The 24,395-nt window shown below is 40.9% G+C and carries 18 protein-coding genes; 9 read left to right on the top strand and 9 right to left on the bottom strand.

Annotated features, from left to right (window positions below; genetic code table 11):
* The 5 genes from B4G94_RS06880 to B4G94_RS06900 all read left to right on the top strand — a co-directional run.
* Nucleotides 1-1,032: efflux RND transporter periplasmic adaptor subunit (locus B4G94_RS06880; RefSeq protein ID WP_286857925.1), on the top strand; the 1,032-nt coding region annotated here is incomplete at its 5' end.
* 36 nt (nt 1,033-1,068) lie between these two features.
* On the top strand, nt 1,069-4,218 hold the full coding sequence (locus B4G94_RS06885) for an efflux RND transporter permease subunit (RefSeq protein ID WP_108632165.1): 3,150 nt from the start codon (nt 1,069-1,071) through the stop codon (nt 4,216-4,218).
* 1 nt (nt 4,219) lies between these two features.
* Nucleotides 4,220-5,644, top strand: a complete 1,425-nt coding sequence (locus B4G94_RS06890) for an efflux transporter outer membrane subunit (protein ID WP_286857928.1) — start codon at nt 4,220-4,222, stop codon at nt 5,642-5,644.
* Between the two features lie 375 nt (nt 5,645-6,019).
* A complete protein-coding gene (locus tag B4G94_RS06895) occupies nt 6,020-6,886 on the top strand; it encodes a DMT family transporter (RefSeq protein ID WP_286857930.1) in 867 nt (288 codons plus the stop codon).
* Nucleotides 6,887-7,067: 181 nt separating this feature from the next.
* Nucleotides 7,068-7,433, top strand: coding sequence for a VOC family protein (locus B4G94_RS06900; protein WP_108632168.1), 366 nt, complete (start codon nt 7,068-7,070; stop codon nt 7,431-7,433).
* A gap of 46 nt (nt 7,434-7,479) precedes the next feature.
* Here the strand turns inward: B4G94_RS06900 and B4G94_RS06905 are convergent, their stop codons facing one another.
* From B4G94_RS06905 to B4G94_RS06915, 3 genes are all read right to left on the bottom strand, one after another.
* Entirely contained in the window at nt 7,480-8,709 is a 1,230-nt protein-coding gene (locus tag B4G94_RS06905) for a DEAD/DEAH box helicase (RefSeq protein WP_108632169.1), read from the bottom strand.
* A 126-nt stretch (nt 8,710-8,835) separates the two neighbouring features.
* Nucleotides 8,836-10,029, bottom strand: coding sequence for a Na+/H+ antiporter NhaA (gene nhaA, locus B4G94_RS06910; protein WP_286857932.1), 1,194 nt, complete (start codon nt 10,027-10,029; stop codon nt 8,836-8,838).
* A gap of 615 nt (nt 10,030-10,644) precedes the next feature.
* Nucleotides 10,645-11,625, bottom strand: coding sequence for a hypothetical protein (locus B4G94_RS06915; protein WP_286857933.1), 981 nt, complete (start codon nt 11,623-11,625; stop codon nt 10,645-10,647).
* A gap of 268 nt (nt 11,626-11,893) precedes the next feature.
* On the opposite strand from B4G94_RS06915, the gene B4G94_RS06920 reads away from it, so the two are divergent.
* Nucleotides 11,894-13,519, top strand: coding sequence for an ABC-F family ATP-binding cassette domain-containing protein (locus tag B4G94_RS06920; RefSeq protein WP_104382479.1), 1,626 nt, complete (start codon nt 11,894-11,896; stop codon nt 13,517-13,519).
* A gap of 185 nt (nt 13,520-13,704) precedes the next feature.
* Here the strand turns inward: B4G94_RS06920 and B4G94_RS06925 are convergent, their stop codons facing one another.
* Nucleotides 13,705-14,661: an endonuclease/exonuclease/phosphatase family protein gene (locus tag B4G94_RS06925; protein WP_286857935.1), complete on the bottom strand. Its 957-nt coding sequence runs from the start codon at nt 14,659-14,661 to the stop codon at nt 13,705-13,707.
* A 203-nt stretch (nt 14,662-14,864) separates the two neighbouring features.
* Between B4G94_RS06925 and B4G94_RS06930 the strand changes: the two genes are divergently transcribed.
* From B4G94_RS06930 to B4G94_RS06940, 3 genes are read left to right on the top strand one after another with little or no spacing between them, the layout of a single operon-like run.
* Nucleotides 14,865-16,040 (top strand): glycosyltransferase family 4 protein, encoded by a 1,176-nt coding sequence (locus B4G94_RS06930; protein ID WP_286857936.1) that lies wholly within the window; start codon nt 14,865-14,867, stop codon nt 16,038-16,040.
* Nucleotides 16,028-17,026, top strand: a complete 999-nt coding sequence (locus tag B4G94_RS06935) for a lysylphosphatidylglycerol synthase transmembrane domain-containing protein (protein WP_286857938.1) — start codon at nt 16,028-16,030, stop codon at nt 17,024-17,026. Before B4G94_RS06930 ends, B4G94_RS06935 begins: the two co-directional genes overlap by 13 nt.
* The gene (locus B4G94_RS06940) at nt 17,013-18,206 is read left to right on the top strand and encodes a glycosyltransferase family 4 protein (protein WP_286857940.1); all 1,194 of its coding nucleotides are present in this window, start codon (nt 17,013-17,015) and stop codon (nt 18,204-18,206) included. The genes B4G94_RS06935 and B4G94_RS06940 overlap by 14 nt, the downstream gene beginning before the upstream one ends.
* A gap of 13 nt (nt 18,207-18,219) precedes the next feature.
* On the opposite strand, the gene B4G94_RS06945 is transcribed toward B4G94_RS06940, so the two are convergent.
* The 5 genes from B4G94_RS06945 to B4G94_RS06965 all read right to left on the bottom strand — a co-directional run bounded on the left by B4G94_RS06945 (nt 18,220) and on the right by B4G94_RS06965 (nt 24,286).
* Nucleotides 18,220-19,449 carry a sterol desaturase family protein gene (locus tag B4G94_RS06945; protein WP_286857941.1) on the bottom strand — a complete coding sequence of 410 codons (1,230 nt, stop codon included), beginning with the start codon at nt 19,447-19,449 and terminating at the stop codon, nt 18,220-18,222.
* 215 nt (nt 19,450-19,664) lie between these two features.
* Complete coding sequence (locus tag B4G94_RS06950) at nt 19,665-21,248, bottom strand: MDR family MFS transporter (protein WP_286857942.1); 1,584 nt, start codon at nt 21,246-21,248, stop codon at nt 19,665-19,667.
* Between the two features lie 2 nt (nt 21,249-21,250).
* On the bottom strand, nt 21,251-22,354 hold the full coding sequence (locus B4G94_RS06955; RefSeq protein WP_165306376.1) for an HlyD family secretion protein: 1,104 nt from the start codon (nt 22,352-22,354) through the stop codon (nt 21,251-21,253).
* Between the two features lie 14 nt (nt 22,355-22,368).
* Nucleotides 22,369-23,679: a TolC family protein gene (locus B4G94_RS06960; RefSeq protein WP_108632179.1), complete on the bottom strand. Its 1,311-nt coding sequence runs from the start codon at nt 23,677-23,679 to the stop codon at nt 22,369-22,371.
* Nucleotides 23,669-24,286 (bottom strand): TetR/AcrR family transcriptional regulator, encoded by a 618-nt coding sequence (locus B4G94_RS06965; RefSeq protein ID WP_108632180.1) that lies wholly within the window; start codon nt 24,284-24,286, stop codon nt 23,669-23,671. Before B4G94_RS06965 ends, B4G94_RS06960 begins: the two co-directional genes overlap by 11 nt.
* Nucleotides 24,287-24,395 lie beyond the last annotated feature (109 nt).

Here is a 24,395-nt window from a genome sequence, read left to right on the forward strand (position 1 = left end):
AACCAAGAACAACCGCAAGAGCAGGCAGTTACTGTTGACTTTATCGAACTATCCCCCGCACAGGCGGAAACAGAAAAAAAATATCCCGGCACAATAGAAGGTACGGTCAATGTTGACGTAAAAGCTCAAGTAACGGGTTATCTGGAGCAGATCTATGTGAAGGAGGGGGATTACGTCACCAAAGGCCAAGCCCTTTTCAAAATAAAAGCAGATGTATATAATGAACAAGTTAATAACAGCAGGGCAGCTTATCAGGCAGCGCTGTCCGCAGAGCAAAATGCCAAACTGGAAATTGAAAAAATCAAGCCCTTGGTAGAAGGTAAGGTGTACACCGAACTTCAACTTAAAACTGCCGAAGCAAATTACGCTGCTGCAAAAGCTCAGGTTGCACAGGCACAAGCGGCCTTAGGCTCCTCGCAAATCAATGCGCGATTTACCTTAATAAATGCTCCAGTAAGCGGATATATCGGGCGGATCCCAAATCGTATCGGAAATCTGATTACGGCTGCAGATGCAACACCGTTGACAACATTGTCTGAAATCAATACCGTGAACGTCTATTTTTCCTTAAGCGAAGCTGATTTTATAACCTTTATGAAGGACCATAAAACAAAATCATCTCAGGATGATGCAACATTGATCCTGGCTGACGGTACAGTCTATAATCACCCTGGAAAAGTAGAAATGGCCAGCGGTAATATTGATAGGACGACTGGTAGTATGACATTAAAGGCAATCTTTTCCAACCCGGACAAGATACTTCGTTCTGGCGGTTCAGCCAAAGTTGTCCTAAAAAAGGCTCATGACAATGTATTGTTAGTTCCCATGGCAGCTGTTAAAGATATCCAGGACCGCTATTTTGTTTATGTCATCGGAGACAAAAACAAAATTGCCATGAAACAGATCGAGATTGCCGGAAATACGGCCAACGAGTATCTGCTCAAATCAGGTCTAACAGCGGGTGAAAAAATCGTAATGAATCGAATTGATATGCTTAATGACGGAATGCAGGTTCAACCTACTAAGAAATAAGAACCTGTAGTAGATTTATCTAAAATTTAAAATAAAATGCTGAAGAAATTTATTGACAGGCCAGTTTTGGCAACTGTTATATCTATCATATTTGTCATACTCGGAATCATCGGTCTACTCAGGTTACCACAGACACGGTTCCCGGACATCGCCCCACCCACTGTCCAAGTGACAGGAAGTTACCCCGGCGGTAATAGTGAAACCGTACTACGCTCAGTTGTTACACCACTGGAAGAACAAATCAACGGTGTGGAGGACATGGAATACATTACCTCAACGGCCAGTAATGACGGTACATTTTCGGTGCGTATCGTCTTCAAGGCTGGCGTAAATCCAGATCAGGCAGCAGTAAACGTACAAAACAGGGTGCAGCAGGCTACTCCAATTTTGCCACAGGAAGTGGTCCGTATGGGATTGACGACTTCCAAACAGCAGAATAGCATGATCATGATTTTCAATATCTATACCGTAGATAACAAAAAATATGATGAACTATTCCTGCAGAACTATGTCAACATTAACCTGATCCCGCAGATCAAACGTGTTCCCGGCGTGGGCCAGGCCATGGTATTTGGCTCGAAAGACTACTCCATGCGCGTTTGGCTGAACCCTCAGAAAATGGCAAGTTACGGTCTTGTACCTCAGGAGGTCATCGCCGCTATTTCTAAACAAAGTCTGGAATCTGCCCCGGGAAAATTAGGTGAAGAATCAAAAGCACCCCTGGAATATGTCATTCGATATAAAGGGAAAAAGAACCTTCCGGAACAGTATGAAAACATTATTGTCAAAAATAATGATGTTCAGATCGTCCGGCTAAAAGATGTTGCCCGGATAGAATTTGGTTCGATCAGCTATAGCGGTAACTCGCAAAATAATGGTTTGAACACGGTTACAATCGGTATTTTCCAGACTTCTGGTTCCAATGCCAATGAAATCGAAATAGGGATCGATAAACAGATCGAAATAGCACAACGCTCTTTTCCTCCCGGCATCAAGATCTTTAAACTGATCAGTACCAAGGAACGTCTGGATGAAAGTACCGCTCAAGTACGTTCTACATTAATTGAAGCATTCATTTTGGTCTTTTTGGTTGTGTTCTTATTCCTGCAGGATATCCGATCGACCATTATCCCTGCAATTGCGGTACCAGTTGCCATCGTGGGAACGTTCTTTTTCTTGCTGGTATTTGGTTTTACCATCAATATATTGACCCTTTTCGCCTTGGTATTGGCGATCGGTATTGTCGTCGACGACGCCATTGTTGTCGTCGAAGCCGTCCATGGCAAGATGGAAACATCGACCATGACCGGTAATGAGGCTACACACAGTGCCATGGGCGAAATAACTGGTGCCGTAATCTCGATTACCTTGGTCATGTGCGCTGTATTTATTCCGATCGGTTTTATGACGGGTTCATCGGGAATGTTTTATAAGCAATTTGCCTATACACTAGTTATCGCTATTGTAATTTCGGCAATCAATGCGCTTACATTGACCCCAGCACTATGTGCCTTGTTACTGAAAAACACACATGCCGAAAATCACAACGGGCAAACGCAGAAAGCAGGATTCTCCCAGCGGTTTTTCAAAGCATTTAATGCTGGTTTTGAGAACATGACAAATAGATATGTTGGTTCACTGAAATTCCTCGTTAAGAGAAAATGGATAGCAGCTTTATTAATTATCACCACGATAGCTGCTGCAGGATATTTGATGACGAGTACCTCAAAAAGCTTTGTTCCAATGGAAGATGACAACTTTGTCGTGTACAGTTTGGAGATGCCGCCGGGAACCGGTCTCGATCGGACGACAAAAGCCGTGGAAAAAATAGAAAAGCTACTCGCTGACCTACCCGCTATTGAAAGTCACACAAGTATAACGGGTTTCAATATGATCGGGAACAACTCCAGTGCGGCTTACGCAACAGGTTTCATCCGTCTAAAAGATAAGAAGAAACGTGGCGAAATGAATGATATTGATCAGATTCATCAGGTGATTTCTGAAAAGCTGACCACTGTCAAAGAAGGTAATGCAATGGCCTTCCGCTCCCCTCCTGTTGACGGTTACGGTATGATGAACGGGGCCGAACTTGTACTGCAGGATAGAGCCGGTAAATCCCCGGTGGAGCTTAAAGCGATGTCCGATTCTGTTATTGCTAAGATCATGCAACAACCGGGTGTGCAATTTGCTTATACCATGTTTAGAGCGGATTACCCTCAAATGGAACTGGAAGTTGACGAGGATAAAGCTGCCCAGCTTGGAGTCGATGTAAGTGAAATGCTTTCTTCGGTCCAGACCTATTTTGCGGGCGATCAATCATTGAATTTCAATCGCTTTGGTAAATTCTATCGTATTGCCGTAAAAGCAGATGGAATTTTTAGAACAGATAAGGACGCATTCAATGAAATATTTATCAAGAATAACAAAGGGGAAATGCTGCCCGTAAATACATTGGTAACACTACGTAAAGTCTATGGACCAGAATCCGTAACACGCTACAACCTGTACAACTCACTCACCATAAATGTCGTTAGTAATCCGGGCATCAGTAACGGAGCTATTATGGAAACATTGGAGAAAAACGTATTGAACAAGCTGCCCGGAGACTATAGTTACGAATGGACAGGACTTAGCCTTGAAGAAAAATCTTCCGGCAATCAGACGATGATCATTTTGACATTGAGCTTATTGTTCGTCTACTTCTTGCTTTCCGCTCAATATGAAAGTTACCTATTGCCGTTGGCAGTTCTGTTATCGATTCCGACAGGGATTATAGGATCGTTCTTAGGAACACGTGCTATCGGTCTGGACAATAATATATACGTTCAAGTCGGATTGATTATGCTAATTGGTCTCTTGGCCAAGAATGCGATTCTGATCGTTGAGTTTGCTTTGCAGCGTAGACGGGCAGGTTCTTCACTCCTTGATTCGGCTCTGGAGGGTGCCAAAGCACGTCTAAGACCGATCTTAATGACCTCATTGGCTTTTATAGCAGGTATGATCCCATTGATGTTCGCATCGGGCGGAACAGCAACAGGCAACCACTCCATCAGTACCGGAGCAGCAATGGGGATGTTAAGCGGTGTGATCCTGGGTGTGATCGTTATACCTCTATTATACCTGGTGTTTCAATATTTGCAGGAGAAGGTTTCAAGTAAAAAACTCGTGGATAAGACAAACCATTAAAATGAAAAAATTTCACCAATATATTATCATATTAGCAGGCACTTCCCTACTGCTCGCTTCATGCAGTGTGGGCAAAAAATATACACGTCAGGACATGGAGCTACCGGAAAATTTCAGAAATAACGAAATTGTCCTGACTTCCGATACACTGGCGTTATCATGGCGCAAGTTTGTGAAGGATTCCAATCTGACCGCACTCATAACGAAAGCACTGGTTAAAAACACGGATGTAAGTGTGGCACTGCTTAGTATGCAACAGCTGGAGCTCGCTTATAAACAATCAAAAAAGGGTTTGTTGCCGACACTTGACATAAACTTGGGCGCGAATAGAACTTGGCTATCCACCAATTCCCTCAATGGTTCCCTTAGTGATCAGTTTATCGGAACACCTTATATGGATGACTACAGCGCTACGCTCAGGCTTGCCTGGGAAGCAGACATCTGGGGAAAGGCAAAAATGCAGAAAGAAGAAGCTTTAGCAAATTTCTTTGGACAGAAGGAAAATTTATCTGCATTAAAGACCCGCATTATTGTTCAGGTTATCCAATCTTACTACAATTTGATCGCATTGGATGAACAGCTAAAGATTGCACAAAAAAACGTTCAGCTTAGTGACAGTACATTGGCGATGATACGCCTCCAATATAATTCTTCACTCGTGAGTTCGTTAGCTGTTGAACAAGCCGAAGCCCAAAAGAAAACTGCAGAATTGCTGATTCCTTTGGCAGACCAGAATATTGCCGTGGAAGAAAATGCCCTAAGCATTCTCTGTGGCGATTTTCCTGATAAAATTCAGCGCTCCGAAGATCTTGATGCAACATTCGTCAACGAAACAGTAGCAACCGGTGTTCCTGCCGAACTGCTTAGCCGGAGACCCGACGTAAAAGCAGCTGAATATGCTATTGTCGCCGCTAATAGTAAAATGGGATTAGCGAAAGCTGCAATGTATCCTTCAATAAGTTTAACACCTTCGATCGGAACGAACTCCTTTCAGTTCAATCGCTGGTTTGATCTGCCGGGTTCAATAGTGAAAACAATAGCCGGCAACATCACCCAGCCCATTTTTCAAAAAGGTGCATTAAAAACGAACTATGACATCTCGGTAATCGAGCGGGAGAAATTGGCGGTACAGTTCAAACAATCTGTTATGCTCGCGGTTTCGGAAGTATCGGATGCCTTGGCTAAAATTAAACATAGCGAAAGGAGGTTACAACTGATTGAAGCTAAATCCAAATCATTGGCCAAAGCAACTTCGGATGCTGCGCTCTTATACAAAAGTGGCATGGCAAATTATTTGGAGGTCATAACCGCACAAAACAATGCTTTACAAAATGATCTCGAACATATTAGCATAAAGCGGGAAAAACTTAACGCAGTGGTGGATCTTTACCGCGCATTGGGTGGAGTTAACGATACCGAACAGTAACGGGATAAGCATAAGGTTTTCTTCAGACGATTTTGGGCATATCCATGTTATCAAAGTTTAATTAACGGGGGCTAATGAAAATTAGCCCCCGTTTTTGGCAGATACCCTCACCACAAATACAATCACCCAAATGGATCCTTGCTATTTTTCATTCTTCGAAATTAAACCATTAAATTTTCTTATCTTCGGATTAAGAAATTGAATGTTATGAACAGAACAAGCTGTCTTCCTCCTCCAATCGTTTAATATTTGCTAAAATATTAATAAAGCATGGCACCGAATAATCGGCTAATTGCCCATGCCTTAAATTCTCAATCAAATTTTATAACAATAAATATCTGTCTTTTTTAAGGTAGATCTGGAAGACAACATCTTATGAAACATTCATATTTCATACTGCATCTTGCTGTGGTATGTTTAGGTATATCGGGCGTATTGGGCAAGGTCATCAGTCTCAATGAAGGTATGCTAACCTGGTATCGGGTATTTTTCGCTGCTATTTTTCTATTTTTTATTTTAAAATGGTTTAAAATTCCACATCAGATCAGCTTAGCTGAAAAATTAGCTATCGCAAAAAATGGGCTTTTGGTGACAGCTTCCTGGCTACTTTTTTATGCAAGTATCAAATATTCAAATATTTCCATTGGCGTAGTCTGTTACTGCATGGCTAGTTTCTTTACCGCAATCTTTGCCCCAATGATCAACAGAACAAGGTTTAAACGTTCGGAGTTTCTGCTGAGTGGACTTACACTATGTGGTATAGCATCGATATTTCATTTCGATACAGCGCATCAATTGGGTATTATCTTGGGAATCATTTCCCCAGCATTCGCTTCGCTTTACGCGATTTATAATGAACGTTTGGTCAAACGATACAATAGTATAATCATCAATTATTATCAAATGATCGGCGGGACTATCGGCCTGGGTCTGCTCCTTCCCGGCTATCTTTATTATTATCCCATGTCCTCTTTTATCCCGAGTTTAACGGATATGCTGTACCTCCTCGTCTTGTCCCTCTTTTGTACCGTCGCCGTATATATCGCTTTCACAGAAATTTTAAAGAGAATTTCTGCGTTTACGCTCAATTTAAGCCTTAACCTCGAACCTGTGTATGCTATCCTAATTGCATTTTTTTTCTTTCATGAATCCAAAGAACTCAATCTATCATTCTATTTCGGACTTTCATTGGTTATGCTCTCTGTGTTTATCCAGGCACTCCTCGGTAGAAAAAGAGAATAATCGAGATTTTGATATAACATAAAGACTATGAAATCGTTTAGCACTAATTAATAACAGATTCATGAGATATGTCCAAAAATTTGTTCGGGCAAAGTCTTATATTTATATCATATCGAAAGCTCACTTGCAATAAGAAATTCAAGTGAGCTTTCGAAAAAATGAACATCACTTAGACAATATTATGAGCAATTCTTCTTCAGACAACAAACTTATCCATGAGCAAATTCAATATCTTGAATTTATATCAAGCGATCTTGAAAGAGCTAAACAATTCTATTCAGCAAGTTTTGGCTGGAGCTTTACAGATTACGGTCCTGAGTATACGGCCTTTGACGGTAAATATGTGGATGGAGGTTTTACGGTTGGAACACCGATAAACGGCAGTATTTTAGTCGTTCTTTACTCGAATGATTTGGTCGCTACGCGTGACAAAGTCACTCAGGCCGGGGGCGTCATTGTCAAAGACATCTTTAGCTTTCCTGGTGGCAAAAGATTCCAATTTAAAGACCCCGACGGCTATGAACTGGCTGTATGGGCAACAGAATAGACCGATCAGACAGGCGAATAGCATAAAACACAAGGGGCTTAATAAATTAAGCCCTTTTTTGTTTCTGATAATTTTTATTTCTGTTCTTATTGGAACGTCTTCGATTTTGCGAATTGCCGCTTTTCTTTGTAGGATTATATTCAGGTCCAGCCTCAAAGCCCTCCGGTAAAGCGATTTGTTCTACAGGATAACCGATCAGGTTTTCAATCTGAGAAAAGCGTTGTTGATCTTTGTCATTCACAAAAGTAATGGCAGTACCTGTTGTTGCAGCTCTCGCTGTACGGCCGATACGGTGTACATAATCCTCAGGATCTGGCGGAACATCATAATTTACAACCAGACTGATCCCTACGATATCGATACCGCGCGAAATTACATCCGTCCCGACAAGTACCCTCACCTGCCGTGATCTAAATCTGCTCATGATATCCTCACGCTTCGCCTGTTCGAGATCAGAATGAAAACCTTCTGCGTCTATTCCCTGTTTTTGCAGTTCTTGCGCCAATAATTTAACTGTAGTTTTTTGTGAGGCAAAAATGATGACAGAGACATAATTAACATCCTGTAAGATAATCTTCAATAGATCCATCTTTTGCTTATCATATACAAGATATGCACGCTGATCTATACCTTCCGAAGGTTTTGAAATGGCGATATTGACTTCAACGGGTTTAGAAAGAATCTTTCTCGCAAAATTTCGGATTTTGAGGGGCATCGTCGCGGAAAAAAGTAGCATTTGCTTTTTCTTTGGCAGATAGCTGACAATGCGTAATATATCATCCTGAAACCCCATATCCAGCATACTGTCCGCTTCATCTAGCACAAAATGCGTCAGATGGGTTAAATCGACTTTCATTGAGGTAAGGTGACTAATTAGTCGACCAGGGGTAGCGACAATAATATTAACGCCCTCCCGGATAGCACGTTTCTGCTGTTCGTAGCCCATACCGTCACCACCTCCGTAGATCGAGATGGAAGTTGCCCCCGTATAATAGGACATCCCCATGATCTGTTGATCTATTTGCAATGCCAGTTCTCTTGTCGGAACAAGTATAATCGCACGTATGTATTCTTTAGCATCTCTAGCGACTGCATCTAAAATTGGCAACATATATGCCGCCGTTTTCCCCGTGCCTGTCTGCGCACAGGCAATCATATCGCTTCCTTCCTTTATGACGGGAATTGTCTGTTCTTGAATAGGCGTAGCCTCTTCAAACATCATGCTTTCTAAGCCCTCTTCCAATTCCGGAACAAAACCAAATTCAGTAAATCTCAAATTTTATTATTTTATTAAATATGTGCTAAGTTACTAAAACTAATCTATATATGAGGTCAGCTTTTACTCGCCAAAGGACTATACCGAAAATAAACCTGCTGACAGCATTTTAAATCCATGCCATTTTTAGCCTATACTCTCCAGATTGTTTTTGGAATTACCCGCCAATCTCAATATCGTATATCCTAATATTCCAGCGCAAAGCGAAGCCATAAGCACCGCAAATTTTGCTTCTTCGATCAGGAAGGCGTCATCAAATGATAAGATAGATATGAAGATAGACATGGTAAAACCAATTCCCCCCAATAAACCTACACCGAAAATTTGCATCCAGCTTGCACCATCCGGAAGCTGTGCTATTTTCATTTTTTTTGCGATAAAACAAATTAAAAATATGCCAACTGATTTTCCGGCAATCAATCCCACAATAATACCGAGTCCCAATTTTGAAGTTAAACCGCCAACCATTTCTGCATGAATTGGAATTAATGTATTTGCAAACGCAAACAAAGGGATAATAATAAAATTCACGGGTTTAGTCAATAAATGCTCAAGCTTTTCCAGCGGAGACTCTGTTTCATCAGGCGTAGTGGGTAATGTCATTGCTACCAACACCCCCGCAATAGTCGCATGTATGCCAGAATGATGGATAAAATACCAAATAAAAAGCCCCGGAATAAGGTAAGCCCATAGCACTTTTACCCCAAGTTTATTGAGGACAATTAAAAAAACAAATATGCCCAGCGCAATAAATAGATAGGTTGCATGAATCCCGTTGCTATAGAACAAAGCGATAACTAAGATTGCAAGCAAGTCGTCCACAATGGCCAAAGCTGCCAGAAAAATCTTGAGGCTAGCCGGGACTTTATTTCCCAGAAGTGTGATTACGGCTAGCGCAAACGCAATGTCCGTCGCCATGGGAATTCCCCAACCGTGCGCCGTGTCGGCAGCATCTTTATTGATGATAAAATAGATTGCCGCAGGCAATAATGCCCCACCCACAGCAGCCAAAATAGGAAGAACGGCTTTACTAGGAGAAGATAGCTCCCCCTCCACAATTTCTCTTTTTATCTCCAATCCCACCAATAAAAAGAAAATAGCCATTAGTCCATCGTTGAGCCACAACAACCAGGAATATTTCAGCTGGATACTGTCGGTTTCAAATCCTACTTCTCGAAGCAGAAAGTCCATGACCGATCCATATAACGATGTATTGGCCACGATCAACGCCAAGATTACACAGGAAAAAAGAATAATCCCACCAGCAAAGCTAGATTTCAAAAATTCTCTGAAGACAGTTAAATTAATAAGTTTTGACATGACATTAATATCTTTAAATGCTCAAAAGGTTCACAATATACAACTTTACGTCCATTAACCCGACCTCTGATCTCATTATTTCCACCTACGAGCCAGATGACATGAATCTGCCCCATTATAACACAAAAAATAACTATTTTTTAATAGTTCAACACCAAAAAGGGAATTTTGACAACAATCTCTTCCAATAATGGAGACATTTTAACTTTAAACACCGCCTAAAAATCCGACATCTCCATAAAAATCAACACATTATACACAACCACTGCAAACCACTTCTTGATATTGTCATTTTTGTAAAATTTATTTGTCTTTATTGCAAAAAATAGTTAGCTTGCTACTATAGTTAATAAACCGTTTATTATGTGCAAGAAGTGGATTTTCATGGTGCTTCTTTTCGTAGCAAATTTTATATATGCGCAGACGACAGAGGATACAACCCAACATCAACAACAATCAGGCTCCCATTATATTATTTTAGGGATCGTAGCTATTATTGTCATCATTTTTATATTATACAGGAGGCAAAAGAGGAAATTTAATGAATAAGGGAGATCGATTGATCTCCCTTATTGTTTCTAAATACATCCATTTTCTCTTTTAACCACATCATACCTAGTGCTTAATCGGCTCATTGGTTTGCGCTAAACGTTGTGATCCTGTATTCGCAGGGCAGGCAATATCATCTGTCGCGTCATAAACCAACTTTTTGCCTTTCAATTTTGTGATCAGTTCCTCCGGTACATATATCTGCACTTTGGTCATGGAGTAACCGCTAGGAAAATATCGGACATAATAACCATCGGGATGAAGTGTCCAGATACCACTAGGGACATCAGTACGAGGTTCGGCCATACCGGCCATAATCGCATACTTTTCAAACTCAGCATAAGAATAGTTGCCAGAAGAAACCAGCTGCCTGATATTATTCTCTGCTTCAAATATAGTCTGCACAGCAGGTGGCATCTGATCTTTTGCTTTTTGAACAACATCAAATGGTAATATACCTAGTGCCCCGCCTTCCAATAACAACAATTGTTCTGGACTCAATAACCTCAATGCTGTTTCCTTGACCTCGCCAGAATAGTCTATAAATTTGGTCTTGGCAATAATAGTCCACAATAACATCTGTATCGACGATTGTGAAACTTCAGGATGTCTTTCCGCACTTTTTAAGATAGCGATAACAACCTCCCTTTTTTTTCCAAGCGTGGGGGCGTACATATAACCATCACCCTTGGACGGAGCATAGGTACCCGCTTTCAGACAGTAACTTTTGTTGGTCATTTCATAATGACCTGCTTCGAGTAGATAGCCATCCTGACCATTTTTGGTTAAATTTTCCAAGGGTTTATAGACGGCTGTATTTTGAAAATCGGGCATCTGTTCACCTTTCCGATTCACATCTTCAAAACTTGTGCTTATCGCATCAGGTTCCTTTAAAAGCTTGTCCAATCCCAACATTTTGCTCCCTTTGGAAGCTACGGCCTTGCTCGCCTTGTCAAGCAGTCCACCAAACTGCGCATAGGCTCCCTGCAAATTCAGCAAAAAGGCAAAAACGACTACTAAAGCATACGGAATGCTATTTCTTTTCATAATTGATTTCATTTCAATGCTAGAACCACAAAAAAGAAGCCAATTTATAGGTATAACACCCAATTCATAATTTATTAATCTGGCGCATTTTTTTAACCATATTCTCTACTCTACTTTAGGTCCTATGTCTGTATTTTGTATTTTCGACAGTTAGACGCTATTCACATGAAAATCCAGCTTTTACAAAAGCTAAAACCAAGGCGATTCTGTCAGGAACTGATGTTTGGAAATAGTTAAAAAATACAAGATTAAAACGTATCTTTGCAGCATGATTAATGTGTCAAATCTCTCCCTTCGTTATGGTAAACGTGTACTATTCGAAGATGTCAATTTAAAATTCACACCTGGCAACTGTTACGGTATTATTGGTGCCAATGGAGCTGGTAAATCTACTTTCTTAAAAATTATTTCTGGCGAAGTTGACCCTTCTACAGGTTCGGTGGCATTTACTCCCGGCGAACGCATGTCTGTATTGAGTCAGGATCACTATGCTTTCGACGAATATACGGTATTAGAGACTGTCATGATGGGTAATCAAGATCTTTACAAAATCATGAAAGAAAAAGATGCCATTTATATGAAAGAAGACTTTTCTGATGCGGACGGCGAACGTGCAGGCGAACTTGAAAGTCTTTTCGCAGAAATGGATGGCTGGAATGCGGAATCCAATGCAGCTACTTTATTGAGCAGCTTAGGTATTAAGGAAGAACTTCACTACAAGTTAGTATCAGAGATTGATGGTAATCAAAAAGTACGTGTCCTATTGGCGCAGGCATTATTTGGTAAACCAGACATCTTGATTCTCGATGAGCCTACCAATGACTTGGACATCAATACAATTGCCTGGCTGGAAGACTTTTTAGCATCTTATGAAGCAATCGTCCTTGTTGTATCCCACGACCGTCACTTTCTGGATGCCGTGTGTACACATACAGTAGATATTGACTTTGGCAAGATGACTATCTATACCGGTAACTATTCGTTTTGGTACGAATCTTCCCAATTAGCTTTAAAACAACGATCCGATCAGAACAAAAAGATGGAAGATAAGGTCAAGGAACTACAGGAATTTATCCGTCGTTTCTCTGCCAATGCTTCCAAATCAAAACAGGCTACTTCCCGTAAAAAAGCGCTGGATAAGATCAATATTGATGAGATCAAACCATCCAACCGTAAATATCCGGCAATCATGTTCAATACCATGAACCGTGAACCGGGGGACCAAACCTTACAGGTCGAAGGATTAAGTAAAACGGTCAATGGAGAAGTCTTCTTCAAGGACATCACATTTATGATTAATAAAGGTGATAAAATTGCCGTACTGGGCCCCAACTCCCTAGTAACATCGGCCTTTTACGATATCATTACCGGTAGAGATACTGATTTCGGTGGTGAATTCAAATGGGGGGTTACCATCACTCCTGCCGATATGCCAATTGAAAATGCGGCTTTTTTCGAAGGTAAAAATGAAAATCTGGTCGATTGGTTAAGAGACTATACAACGAACCCTGAAGCAGATGAACAATTCCTACGTGGATTCTTGGGGAAAATGCTATTCTCCGGTGAAGAGGTGATGAAAAAAGTTTCAGTACTTTCCGGAGGTGAAAAAATGCGTTGTATGTTTTCAAGAATGATGCTACAGGGAGCCAACTTCTTAATTTTTGACGAACCGACCAACCACTTGGACTTAGAGTCAATCACCGCATTGAACAATGGAATGTCAGACTTTAAAGGATCAATGCTGTTCACCTCTCGTGACCACGAATTGACTGAAACTGTGGCAAACAGAATCATTGAATTGACTCCGAAAGGAATCATCGACAAGTTAATGACTTACGATGAATACATCAACAGCGATGTGGTAAAAGCACAACGCGAAGAGATGTATAAATAAGATAATTTATCCCAATTTTATAAAGGCTCCATAACTTATTTATGGGGCTTTTTATTTATAGGTATCCCCCCGTTTGGACCGTCGAAAATACCAAAACACAAAAAAGCACTGAAGGGGCTCAGTGCTAATCGCGATTGATATGAAAGAATTGAGAAAGTTTATTGATCGAAGGGGGTAATCATGCGTCATCCCAACTGTAACGATACGGCACAATGGTCAGATAAATCTTGTCCCGCTCTATTTTGAAAAAGTTGCTTTTGAACTTGATAGTCTTTTGCTTCAAAAACAATACGGTTATTATTACGGTAATAGATCTTGTCAATTCCCTCACAGTCATCCGTTAAGTCCAATGCAGCCCGAGCTGTAAAGTCTTGCTTATGCGACGGTATTTTACCGTTATTTTTCAAATTTACCCAAGCATCCACCAGCGCTAATTCACGCTGAAAAGAAACAATATTATCCAAAGGATACGCATAATGAGCATTAAAATCGCCCATGATCAACAAAGCTTGTCCTGCGGAATGCTCTCGAATATAATTTTTCAGTTGATTCAAATTTTTCTGGCGGGCCACCGTTGCATCGGGATCATCTTGGGCTGTCGCATGCACATTATAAACATCGATAAAAACCTCTTTCGCCAGCTGGATCCTTGCATAAGAAAATCCTTTAGGAGTCAAACAATCCGATCCATTACAGTCCTTCCAACTCACCCGTTCAAAATCCTGTATGGGATATTTTGAGAGTGTGCTCAATCCATCACCGAAAGGTACACCGCCCATATTTTCAGTTCGATAGCTATGCCTGTTTCTACTGTACAAAAACTTATTGTAATTAAAATCCTCCTGCACATTGACAATATCAAAAGGATTTATTAATTCACCGATCGAGGTAATGCTCGAAGCCCTTTCGGTCTCGGCACTTGAAATCAATTCTGGAAGACCGGCGATGTTATAGGTCAATAAACTAAGGCGTCCTTCCCGTGCATTTGGCATATCGACATAAACGAAATTCATGGGCCTTACTTCCTTAGGCTTCAATTTGAAGCCCAACATAACGCCTGCCGAAGCACAAACAGCTAAAATCAGCACCTTTCGGAGATCTTTGAATCTAGTTTTTCTTTCGAACAATAAATCTAATAACATGGACTGAATAATTTGTTCATCCCAAAAATAAAATTGCAAGATTAGGTCAACTATATTCTAAAATTAATTTTACCTATAAAAAATATTGACAAATTATTAATAATTAACAATTTACAAACACTTTAATGATAAAAGATTAATATCTAAATAGCTTTTGAGTTACGCTTTTCAAATATTTTTATGAAACCCCTAATTAAAATAAAATGAGAAAGGTAGCCTTTTTTACAGAAATACTCGTTGAAGATTTCGACGGTGCATCTCGAACAATGTTTCAGCTCATAAATCGTATTGACCAACAAAATTTCAGCTACTTCTTTATTTACGGTGGCGGTCCCACACAATTCCGGGACTTTCTTTCTTACAAAGTTCCCACATTCAAAATACCTGTCAATGATGATTATTGTCTGGCTATTCCGCAGCTCATCAAAAAAAAGCTTGAACTGGCATTGGATGAATTTGCACCGGACATCATTCATATCGCAACCCCCTCGCTGCTGGGATTCTTTGCATTGAATTATGCCAAACGTAGAAATATCCCCGTATTAACCATATACCACACACATTTCATCTCCTACATCGCATATTATTTCAAAAATATATTGCCTCTGGTCAAACCCACAGAACAATGGATGAAACGTGCAATGAATAATTTCTACAACAAATGTGACATCATCTATGTTCCGACAAAATCTATCTTAGCTGAACTCCAGCAAATTGGCCTTCAACAGGACGGATTGAAGCTCTGGCAAAGAGGTATTGATACGCAGCTATTTACGCCCACGAAAAAGAATAAGAGTTACATCCAACAACTGACCAAAAATGAAAAACCAACCGTGCTATTTGTAAGCCGGATCGTTTGGGAGAAAAATATCAAAACCCTGATTGACATTTACCAGCAAATACAAGCTCAAAAACTGGACTACAATTTTATTGTAGTCGGCGAAGGAACCGCAAAGTCAACTGCAATGCAGGAAATGCCCGATGCTATTTTTCTGGGAAAAAAGACACATCAGGAACTTGCCATACTGTACGCATCGGCAGATGTCTTTGTCTTTCCTTCGGTTTCAGAAACCTATGGCAACGTTGTTGTCGAAGCATTGGCTTCGGGCTTGCCTTGCGTGATAGCAGATGGCGGCGGTTCAGCATCGCTGATTCAGCATGGTGTAAGTGGATTTAAATGCCAGCCCGAAAATGCGGCCGGATATGTATACTATATAAAGAAAATCCTGTCTGACGCAGCGCTAAGAAGAAGCTTGATTACAGCTGGACTTTCTTATGTCGGCCAATTAGACTGGTCACGGTTATCCCAACAATACTTTGAAGACATTGAATTACTGGTCGATAAAACACAGGACACAGATCTCGCATGGGCAAATTAACAACATCCCGTCGGATAATCAAAGCCACCTTTTTAGTATTGATCCTGACATCCATGGTAATTTTCATAGTACACAGCGATCTTTCTGCCTTGAAAAGAGAACTGTCAGCTATTGGTTATCGCTTTATCATTATCCTATTGACAACTTTAGTAGCCTACTGCTTCGGAACACTGGCTTGGTGGGTTTGTCTGGGAGCCTCGAAAAAAAAGATCAACCTGATCGAACTTTTTGCAGTGCGTCAAATCGGTGAGACGGTCGGACTCTTCAATCCCACGAGCATCATCGGCGGAGATCTGCTTAAAGCCAAATTGCTAACCCGTTATGATATCCCATTGCAGCAGGGACTCAATGCCGTCACCATCTCGCGTATCACAGCCATACTATCGCAATTAAGCCTTTTCTTTTTTGCAATGATCTGGCTGATGTTTTCTCCGTTAAAAAAAGAGGTTATCCGATCTACAGGACCTGCGGTCTATGCCGTCTGTGCGATCCTGTTGCTGTTTGTCATTTTTATATTTTATTGGCTCGTATCCAACAAAGCACTACCAGCACAAGTAGCCAATACATCAGTTCTATTGAAAGCAAAAAATCAGATCCAGCAATTACTTTGGAACACAAAAGACTTCTACCAGCAGCAAAATAAGGTATTTTGGTATTCCTATTTGCTGTTTGCATTACATTGGTTAATTGGAAGCCTGGAATTCTATCTGATCTTAAAATTTATGACGGTTGATGTCAAAGTAATCCATGGGTTGATCCTGGATATGAGTGTAATTATTTTTAAAAGTGCAGGTGCATTTATTCCGGGGCAACTTGGCGTTGAAGAAATCTCAAACAAAATACTACTTAGCATGATCGGAATTTCAGGAGGGAGCATCTGGTTAAGTGTTTCCCTCCTGCGCCGTGGCCGTCAGCTACTGTGGACCGCAATTGGAGTAATATTTTATCTCTGTATCAAAAGAAAAAATCTACATGTTACCGTCTGAAATAGAAATCTTATTTGTTAGCCATAAATATCCGCCCGCGGTCGGCGGAATGGAAAAACAGAGCTTTGAGCTCATTAATAATGTGGCACTCTATCTAAAAGTACATACCATCGTTTATGACAACAAAGAATCCATTCTGACTTTTTTCTTTCATTTAAACCGACGTATCCTATCGAAAATCAACGACAACCCCCGCATTAAGCTCATTCATTTTAACGACGGATTAATTGCTGCTGTGGCATCTTTTCATAAGGGATATGACCATCTGAAAAGGGTCGTCACCCTTCATGGCCTCGATGTGGTTTTTCCATTTCCTTATTTTCAACGCCGGATAATCCCCCGCTTCAATGTATTTGACCGGATTATAACAGTGAGCCAGGCGACTGCCCAAGCCGCTCAATCACGTGGAATTGATGCCTCCAGAATCTTGGTCATCCCAAACGGTGTAGATCCAGCCCTTCCCAGCACTGCTGTAATACCGGAAAATAACCTGGATTTTACCGGAACTGAGTATCATAACCTAAACGGAAATGTTACTCCTCTGCCTTATTTTATCACCTTAGGAAGAGCTGTAAGGCGCAAAGGGTTTTCGTGGCTTATGGAACATGTCATTCCTGCTGTTCAGGGTAATTTTAAACTTATTATGATAGGGCCGTTTGATCATAGCCCTACGCTGACGGAACGTTTACTCAACTTATTGCCCAACAAACTTTATCATCTGTTTACCCTATTTCTTGGGTATCCAACAGATCAACAGGATATGCGCAAATTATTGAAGGCATATCCCGAAAAAATCCAGCATTTGGGAAAAGTTCCCTTTGCTCAATTAAAGCAGCTTCTCGCAGGAGCCCAAGCTTTTCTGATGCCCAATATCCAGGTACCGGGAGATATGGAAGGTTTCGGATTGGTCTGCCTGGAAGCGTCTGCTGCGGGCACCATCGTTGTCGCCGCCGAACTGGAAGGGATTACTAGCGCCATTACACATAATCACAATGGCCTTCTGCTTGCTAGCCGAGACGCTCATGCATGGATAACGCAGCTACAGTCCATTTTAGACCATCCAGATCATTATGAAAAACTGGGGCAGAAATTCAAATGCAATACGAGCAGAGCGTTCAGCTGGGACATCATGGCCAGAAATTACTGTCAGACCTTCGTCGAACTGTGCCAAACCCTTTAACAAAACAATAGGTTTAGCCATTCGACAAATGGAGAATTCGTTCGTAATGATATTTTATCGGTCTATAAATGATGAGCTGCATCAGCGCAATTGTAAAGAGAACAAGGAGTGCCGGAAACGAAAAAAAAGTAATTGTTATAAACAGCAACACCAGAAATAGCCGCAGCATTTCGAGTGGAAAAACCCATTTTTCATGCTCCAGCAAGCCACCAACACAGATGACACTACACAGGATAAAGAGACCGCCTACCAACAGCTGTATACTATTTTGGTAATTGCCGTAAAGCAAAAAGAAAAACAGAAGTCCCATCGTTAACATGGATTGGAAGAAAATATATCGGCTTAGATTTTTTCCATGAACCCTAGACTTGGTTCCCGCAAAGATCTTCTGCTCCAATTCCTCCCGAATTTCAGGTTGTATATCATCAGGGCGGCCAAATATCGTGCGCATTTTGTTTTTAAATCCCACCGCACGCTTAAAGGACAGCCCTATTTCAAAGAGATAGTGAAAATGTTGCCAAAGAAAAGTATACCGATGGATTGGTTTGGTCAACCCATAGACGCAAGGCTCCGCTCTTTGTTCCGCAATAAAAGTTCCGAACATTTTATCCCAGACGATCAAAATATCACCATAGTTCTTGTCCAGATAAATCTCATTACTGCTATGATGTACACGATGATGTGATGGAGTGACCAGTATTTTTTCAAAAATCCCCAGATTACCCACCGTTTGGGTATGGGAGAAAAATGGATATACCCCATGCACCAATAAGATTGTGGTCATCATAAAAGGCGGAAATCCCAAAAGTGGGATAAAAGCCCAGAACAAGGAGCGAAATACCGCCTGAAATATGGTAATCCTTGCAGCGACAGTAAAATTATAGTCTTCGCTTTGATGGTGAACCACATGCGCCGCCCAAAGTAGGTTGATCTCATGACTATATCGATGATACCAATACCACAAAAAATCCGTAAATAGAAAAAGTATGATCCAGGTCCAAAGGTTGGCTTCGATATGGAAAATCGCAAAGTTCTGGTAGACCCACGCGAAAAAAAAATAGAACAGGCTAACAGAAAACATATCGCACATACGTTCAACAATGCCAACGTTTAGATTCGAGATTGATTCATCAAATGTATAATATCGCTTTTGTTTCTTCAGACTATACCAATATTCACATAACATCAACACTAAAAACAAAGGGATAATAAAAGCTAAAAAATTAAGTCTTCCTGTATACATGCGGCGCTTCTTTTGAACTAATAACTTCTTTGTAACGACTAGTTTATAGACGTATAATCTCAAAAAATATTTTATTATTTAACAATCAATTCCAAATCAGGTTTTTATTTTATGCCTTTCTGGAAATAAAAAAGCCCCCAAAAAGTGAAATTCCTTTTGAGGGCCAATAAAACGATATAAAATTTTGCGCCGATGGCTTCTAATCCACACAGCGGTTAGTGCACACTTGACATGTCGATCTGCGTCTTGCCCTGTTTGATCATCAGTACAAAAGGTACACAGATCAAAAATACAACCCCCAAATAGAGGAATACATCCATGTAAGAGAGTACAGTTGCCTGCTTCATGACATTCATGTCCAGTATTTGGTGCGCTTTGGCCAATGCCTCATTTGAAGCAAAGCCTTTCGCCTGAAAGCTCATCTGCAGCTGCTGTACACGTTGCTGTACCTCAAACTTACTCGGATCCAGATTAGCAACTAAGTCAACACGGTGCTTTTGAGAGTCACGCGCGATAAAAGTTGTGATCAGTGCAATACCAAATGAACCACCCAGCTGACGCATCATACCCGTAAATGCCGCTCCCTCACCGATGGATTTACCATGGAGGGTAGACAGGGATAAAGTCATTACAGGAACAAATAGCAAACCCAAACCTACCCCACGAAGGATAAGCGGCCAAAACATATGTTCAGATCCAGTATCGTTTGTCATTAGACTATACATCCAAAAACAAAACCCAAAGAAGATGCTCAATCCAACTGCAACCATATACTTCTGCGGTACACCATTCTGGATCATTTTTCCAATAAATGGCATCATAATCCCGGTCATAATCGAACTTGGCAATAGCAATAGACCTGCATCCGTTGCCGTCCAACCCAATATCGATTGCGTGTAAATCGGGATAATAAAGGTCGATCCAAATAAGCCGAAACCGAGGATAAAACTCATTACCACCCCTACCTGTAAATTCTTATCACGCAATACCCTCAGGTTAACTATGGGTTTGTCATATACCAGCTCCCGCCAGATAAAGAACAATAGTCCGAATACAGATAATATGGACAGACCTAAGATTAGCGGGTCATCAAACCAATCATCCTGTTGACCATGTTCCAGTACAAACTGCAGTGAACCAATAAACATAATTAAAAATATCACGCCGAACCAATCCACCTCTTTTGCCGATTGCTTTTGGCTATATTTCGGACTACGCACAAAGGACAAGGTCAGCAAAGTAGCTATAATTCCCAATGGTACATTGATGTAAAAAATATAAGGCCAGGAGAAATTGTCTATGATATAACCACCCAGAGGCGGGCCCAATGTAGGTCCAATAATAACCCCCATACCGTAAATAGCCTGTGCCATACTACGTTTCTCTTTGGGGTAACTTTCTGTGATAATGGTCTGTGCGGTCACTAGTAAAGCGCCCCCACCCATTCCTTGCAGGAAGCGGAATGCGACAAGCTCCCAGATATTGGTCGCGTTTCCACATAAAAATGAAGATATTGTAAATATGACAATTGACGCTGCAAAGTAATTACGTCTTCCAAACTGTTGGGACAACCAACTCGTCATCGGAATCACAATTACGTTAGCAATGGCATAAGCCGTAATAACCCAGGCCACGTCTGTCAATGTTGCCCCTAACGATCCTTTCATATCGTTTAAGGCCACATTCACAATCGTTGTATCCACGATTTCCAGCAAGGCACATAGCACGGCTGTAATCGTGATGACTACGCGTCGAAAACCATATTCAACCAGACTATCTTGTTGATTTAAATTTTCCATAGTTATTGAACATGCACATCTACGTCAGCATTCATGCCCGGTCTGAGCAAAGCAACGTTTTCAGCTTTATTATCTTTTGTCAATTTGATTTTTACCGGCAGGCGTTGTACTGTTTTTACAAAGTTACCAGTTGCATTGTCCGGAGGCAATAAAGAGAAACGTGACCCAGTCGCCGGAGAAAAGGAATTGACCTCACCTTCAAATTCGATATTTGGATAAGCATCTACCTTAATACCTACTTTTTGACCGGGTTTCATTTTTTGCAATTGTGTCTCTTTGAAATTCGCAACCACCCAAGTTTCAATATTATCAACAATATAAAATAAAGACTGCCCCGGGTTGATCATCTGACCGGGCTGCACCTTGATATTCGATACCTGACCATCAACAGAGGCTAGCACAGCAGTATAAGACAGATTTAATTTTGCAGCCTCTAATTGCGCCTTTGCCCGCTTTATATTCGCCTCAGCAACAGATGTCTGTTTAGAAGCTACGGTAGTCTTACTTACGATAGCATTCCGTTGTGAAGCGCTGGCGTTGCGCTGTTGTTGTAAGATTTCCACTTGTTTATCCGCTTCTAATTTAGTCGTTAAAGCCTGCTCATATTGCTGCTTTGTGATGGACTGATTATTATATAGATTTTGGTAACGGATATAGTCGTTGTTCGCTTGTTTCGCACGGATACGTGCTGCCTCAATGCTTCCTAAATTTGATTGAATCGTTGCGTCTGAGATCGCTACATTAGCAGAAGATGCCGAAACATCCGCCTTTGATACATCAAAGCTACTTTCAGCAGCAGCCAATGCCGCTTCCGCTTCGTCCACACGGACCTGATAATCTTGGCTTTCAATCGTAAACAAAGTATCCCCTTTTTTCACCAAATCATTGTCCTTGACGTAAACCTTGGAAATAAATCCACCCACACGCGGGATAATCGGACTCATATTCTTCTCAACCTGCGCATCGTCAGTGGTCTCATGCGCTTGACCGTGCAAATATTTATAACCTCCGTAAGCCCCACCGAAGATGACCAAAGCGGCCAGAATAATTGTGAATTTTTTATTTGTACCTTTTTTTTCAGGTGCGTTTTCTACTGTATTTTCCATGTCTAGATTAATTGCTATTTAATATTTAATGACCCATTTGCCAACAGTAAGTCATAGTATTTTTCAATTGTATTTGCTTTGCTGATTGCCAGATTTATTTTGCTCTGAAGCTGTTGAACATCTGCTGTCAATAAATCATCCGTATCCGCAATGCCATTATCATACTTATCTTTTGTGATACGGTAATTTTCAACGGCCTGATCTAATGCCTGACGGTACACCACATCTTGTTTTTGTGCCAGCATATAGCTTTCATTCGCCTGTTGCACCTGAACTTTTACCCGGTCATTGAGCAGTTCTAGGTTCTCATCAATTTGCTTGATCCGGTTCTTAACGACATTCACCTCTCTCTTATTCTTATACAAAGAACCTATATCATAAGATATTCCAACACCTACCATGGCAGCGTTCGTTACCGTAACGACTTTCTGTAGACCAAAAGCATTGTAACCAGCGGTTGCCGAAACTGTAGGCAATGTAGCCGCTTTTGTCACTTTTAACTGATCCTCCGCAACCAAGCGCTGAGACTCCATGGACTTCACATCAGAACGTACGGTCTTGGCAGTTTCGTAAGACGCCTTCAAACCTAAATCTAGCCCATTCACTTCACCTAAATTGATCTGATCCAACTGCGTATCTTCGTCAATTTTCAGAAAATTAGCCAGTTGATAATTGAGTACCTTAATATTTTTCTGCGCTTCCTGAAGCGATACCTGATAGTTTGATAGCTGCAATTCCGCTTTTAACAGGTCGTTCCGCGCGATCAAACCATTGTCCAACATCGCTTTGAAATCTGAAACCCGTTGCTCAGACTGCTTAATATTTTCAGCAATCAACAAATTGGTTTGCTGCGCCTTATATAAGCTCAGATAGAGATTTACTGCACGGATAGCCAATTGTTCTTTACTAGCAACAGCGTTCCATTCTTCGGCTTTTAGCACATCTTTTGCAATATCAATTCCCCCTTTGATCCGCCCACCTGTATAGATTGGCATACTCACAGAAGCCTGTCCCAACCACAATTGATTTGCAGCGATATCCGGTGCGGAGCCCCCTTCACCCAGTGCCAACTTTAGATTAACATTCGGCGTGGTCATCGCCATATATTGCCCGCTCAATTTTGCATCAGGAAGCTGTTTCGATTTGGCACTTTCGACCTCAAGCTGTCTTCCCAATATTTTGGTATCGGCAGTTTTCGCTTCCACACTTTGGTTTGCAGCCATGTGAATTATTTCTTCCAAAGTCAAGTGTTTGTTGTCTTGCGCCAGCAAACCCAAAGGACTTAAAAGCAATAAAGCACTTAAATTGGCCAACTTATTTTTCATATGTCAATAAAGCTTTAATTGTTTTCTGTATGAATTCTGTTAACGTTGTTTCTATATATTGGCCATAACCTTCGTCATCGGCTATTCCTAATTGATCCTGTAAAAAGACCTGATTCATCTGAAAGTTCATAAACGTCCCCATCATCATGGAATGAATCAAAATAGGATCATTACCCGCTTTGAATACCCCGTCTGCTATACCACCATTAATAATGGATGCAATGACCTCCAAATTGTGAATTTTTAATCTTTTGAAAGCATCCGAAATCAGCATCCGCTGCTTTAAGGTACTTTCAATTGCAATAACACGATAGAGTTTCCGATGAGAGCTCATCGATTTAACATACCTGTCCACCATCACGTCAATTTTGTCAAGCGCATTGCCGACTACTGAGAGTTCATCCACATTGATCATGAAATCTGGAACGCGCCATTCAAAAAAGGTATCCAGTAGCTTATCTTTTGAGCCAAAATAATAGTTGATCATAGCCACATTAACATTTGCTTCATGTGCAATATCGCGCACGGAAGTTCCATCAAAACCTTTTGTCGCAAAAAGTCGCTCAGCTGCAAGGAGGATATCTATTTGTTTATCGTTAAATTCCATGTAAAAACCCTTAACTTTTTATAGCTAATTCCACCTGTTATCCAACAGATAAAATCGTCTTTTGTTAAATGCGGGACAAAGTTAAACAAACGTTTAATTTAAACAAGTG

It is taken from the genome of Sphingobacterium sp. UBA7625 (assembly GCF_002484085.1).
GTDB classification, from domain to species: domain Bacteria; phylum Bacteroidota; class Bacteroidia; order Sphingobacteriales; family Sphingobacteriaceae; genus Sphingobacterium; species Sphingobacterium athyrii.

Bases quoted from the DNA above. Each gene is read 5' to 3' on its own strand.
- B4G94_RS06885 (WP_108632165.1), top strand. From the start codon at position 1,069: ATGCTGAAGAAATTTATTGACAGGCCAGTTTTGGCAACTGTTATATCT.
- B4G94_RS06890 (WP_286857928.1), top strand. From the start codon at position 4,220: ATGAAAAAATTTCACCAATATATTATCATATTAGCAGGCACTTCCCTA.
- B4G94_RS06895 (WP_286857930.1), top strand. From the start codon at position 6,020: ATGAAACATTCATATTTCATACTGCATCTTGCTGTGGTATGTTTAGGT.
- B4G94_RS06900 (WP_108632168.1), top strand. From the start codon at position 7,068: ATGAGCAATTCTTCTTCAGACAACAAACTTATCCATGAGCAAATTCAA.
- nhaA (WP_286857932.1), bottom strand. From the start codon at position 10,029: ATGTCAAAACTTATTAATTTAACTGTCTTCAGAGAATTTTTGAAATCT.
- B4G94_RS06915 (WP_286857933.1), bottom strand. From the start codon at position 11,625: ATGAAAAGAAATAGCATTCCGTATGCTTTAGTAGTCGTTTTTGCCTTT.
- B4G94_RS06920 (WP_104382479.1), top strand. From the start codon at position 11,894: ATGATTAATGTGTCAAATCTCTCCCTTCGTTATGGTAAACGTGTACTA.
- B4G94_RS06925 (WP_286857935.1), bottom strand. From the start codon at position 14,661: ATGTTATTAGATTTATTGTTCGAAAGAAAAACTAGATTCAAAGATCTC.
- B4G94_RS06930 (WP_286857936.1), top strand. From the start codon at position 14,865: ATGAGAAAGGTAGCCTTTTTTACAGAAATACTCGTTGAAGATTTCGAC.
- B4G94_RS06935 (WP_286857938.1), top strand. From the start codon at position 16,028: ATGGGCAAATTAACAACATCCCGTCGGATAATCAAAGCCACCTTTTTA.
- B4G94_RS06940 (WP_286857940.1), top strand. From the start codon at position 17,013: ATGTTACCGTCTGAAATAGAAATCTTATTTGTTAGCCATAAATATCCG.
- B4G94_RS06945 (WP_286857941.1), bottom strand. From the start codon at position 19,449: ATGTATACAGGAAGACTTAATTTTTTAGCTTTTATTATCCCTTTGTTT.
- B4G94_RS06950 (WP_286857942.1), bottom strand. From the start codon at position 21,248: ATGGAAAATTTAAATCAACAAGATAGTCTGGTTGAATATGGTTTTCGA.
- B4G94_RS06955 (WP_165306376.1), bottom strand. From the start codon at position 22,354: ATGGAAAATACAGTAGAAAACGCACCTGAAAAAAAAGGTACAAATAAA.
- B4G94_RS06960 (WP_108632179.1), bottom strand. From the start codon at position 23,679: ATGAAAAATAAGTTGGCCAATTTAAGTGCTTTATTGCTTTTAAGTCCT.
- B4G94_RS06965 (WP_108632180.1), bottom strand. From the start codon at position 24,286: ATGGAATTTAACGATAAACAAATAGATATCCTCCTTGCAGCTGAGCGA.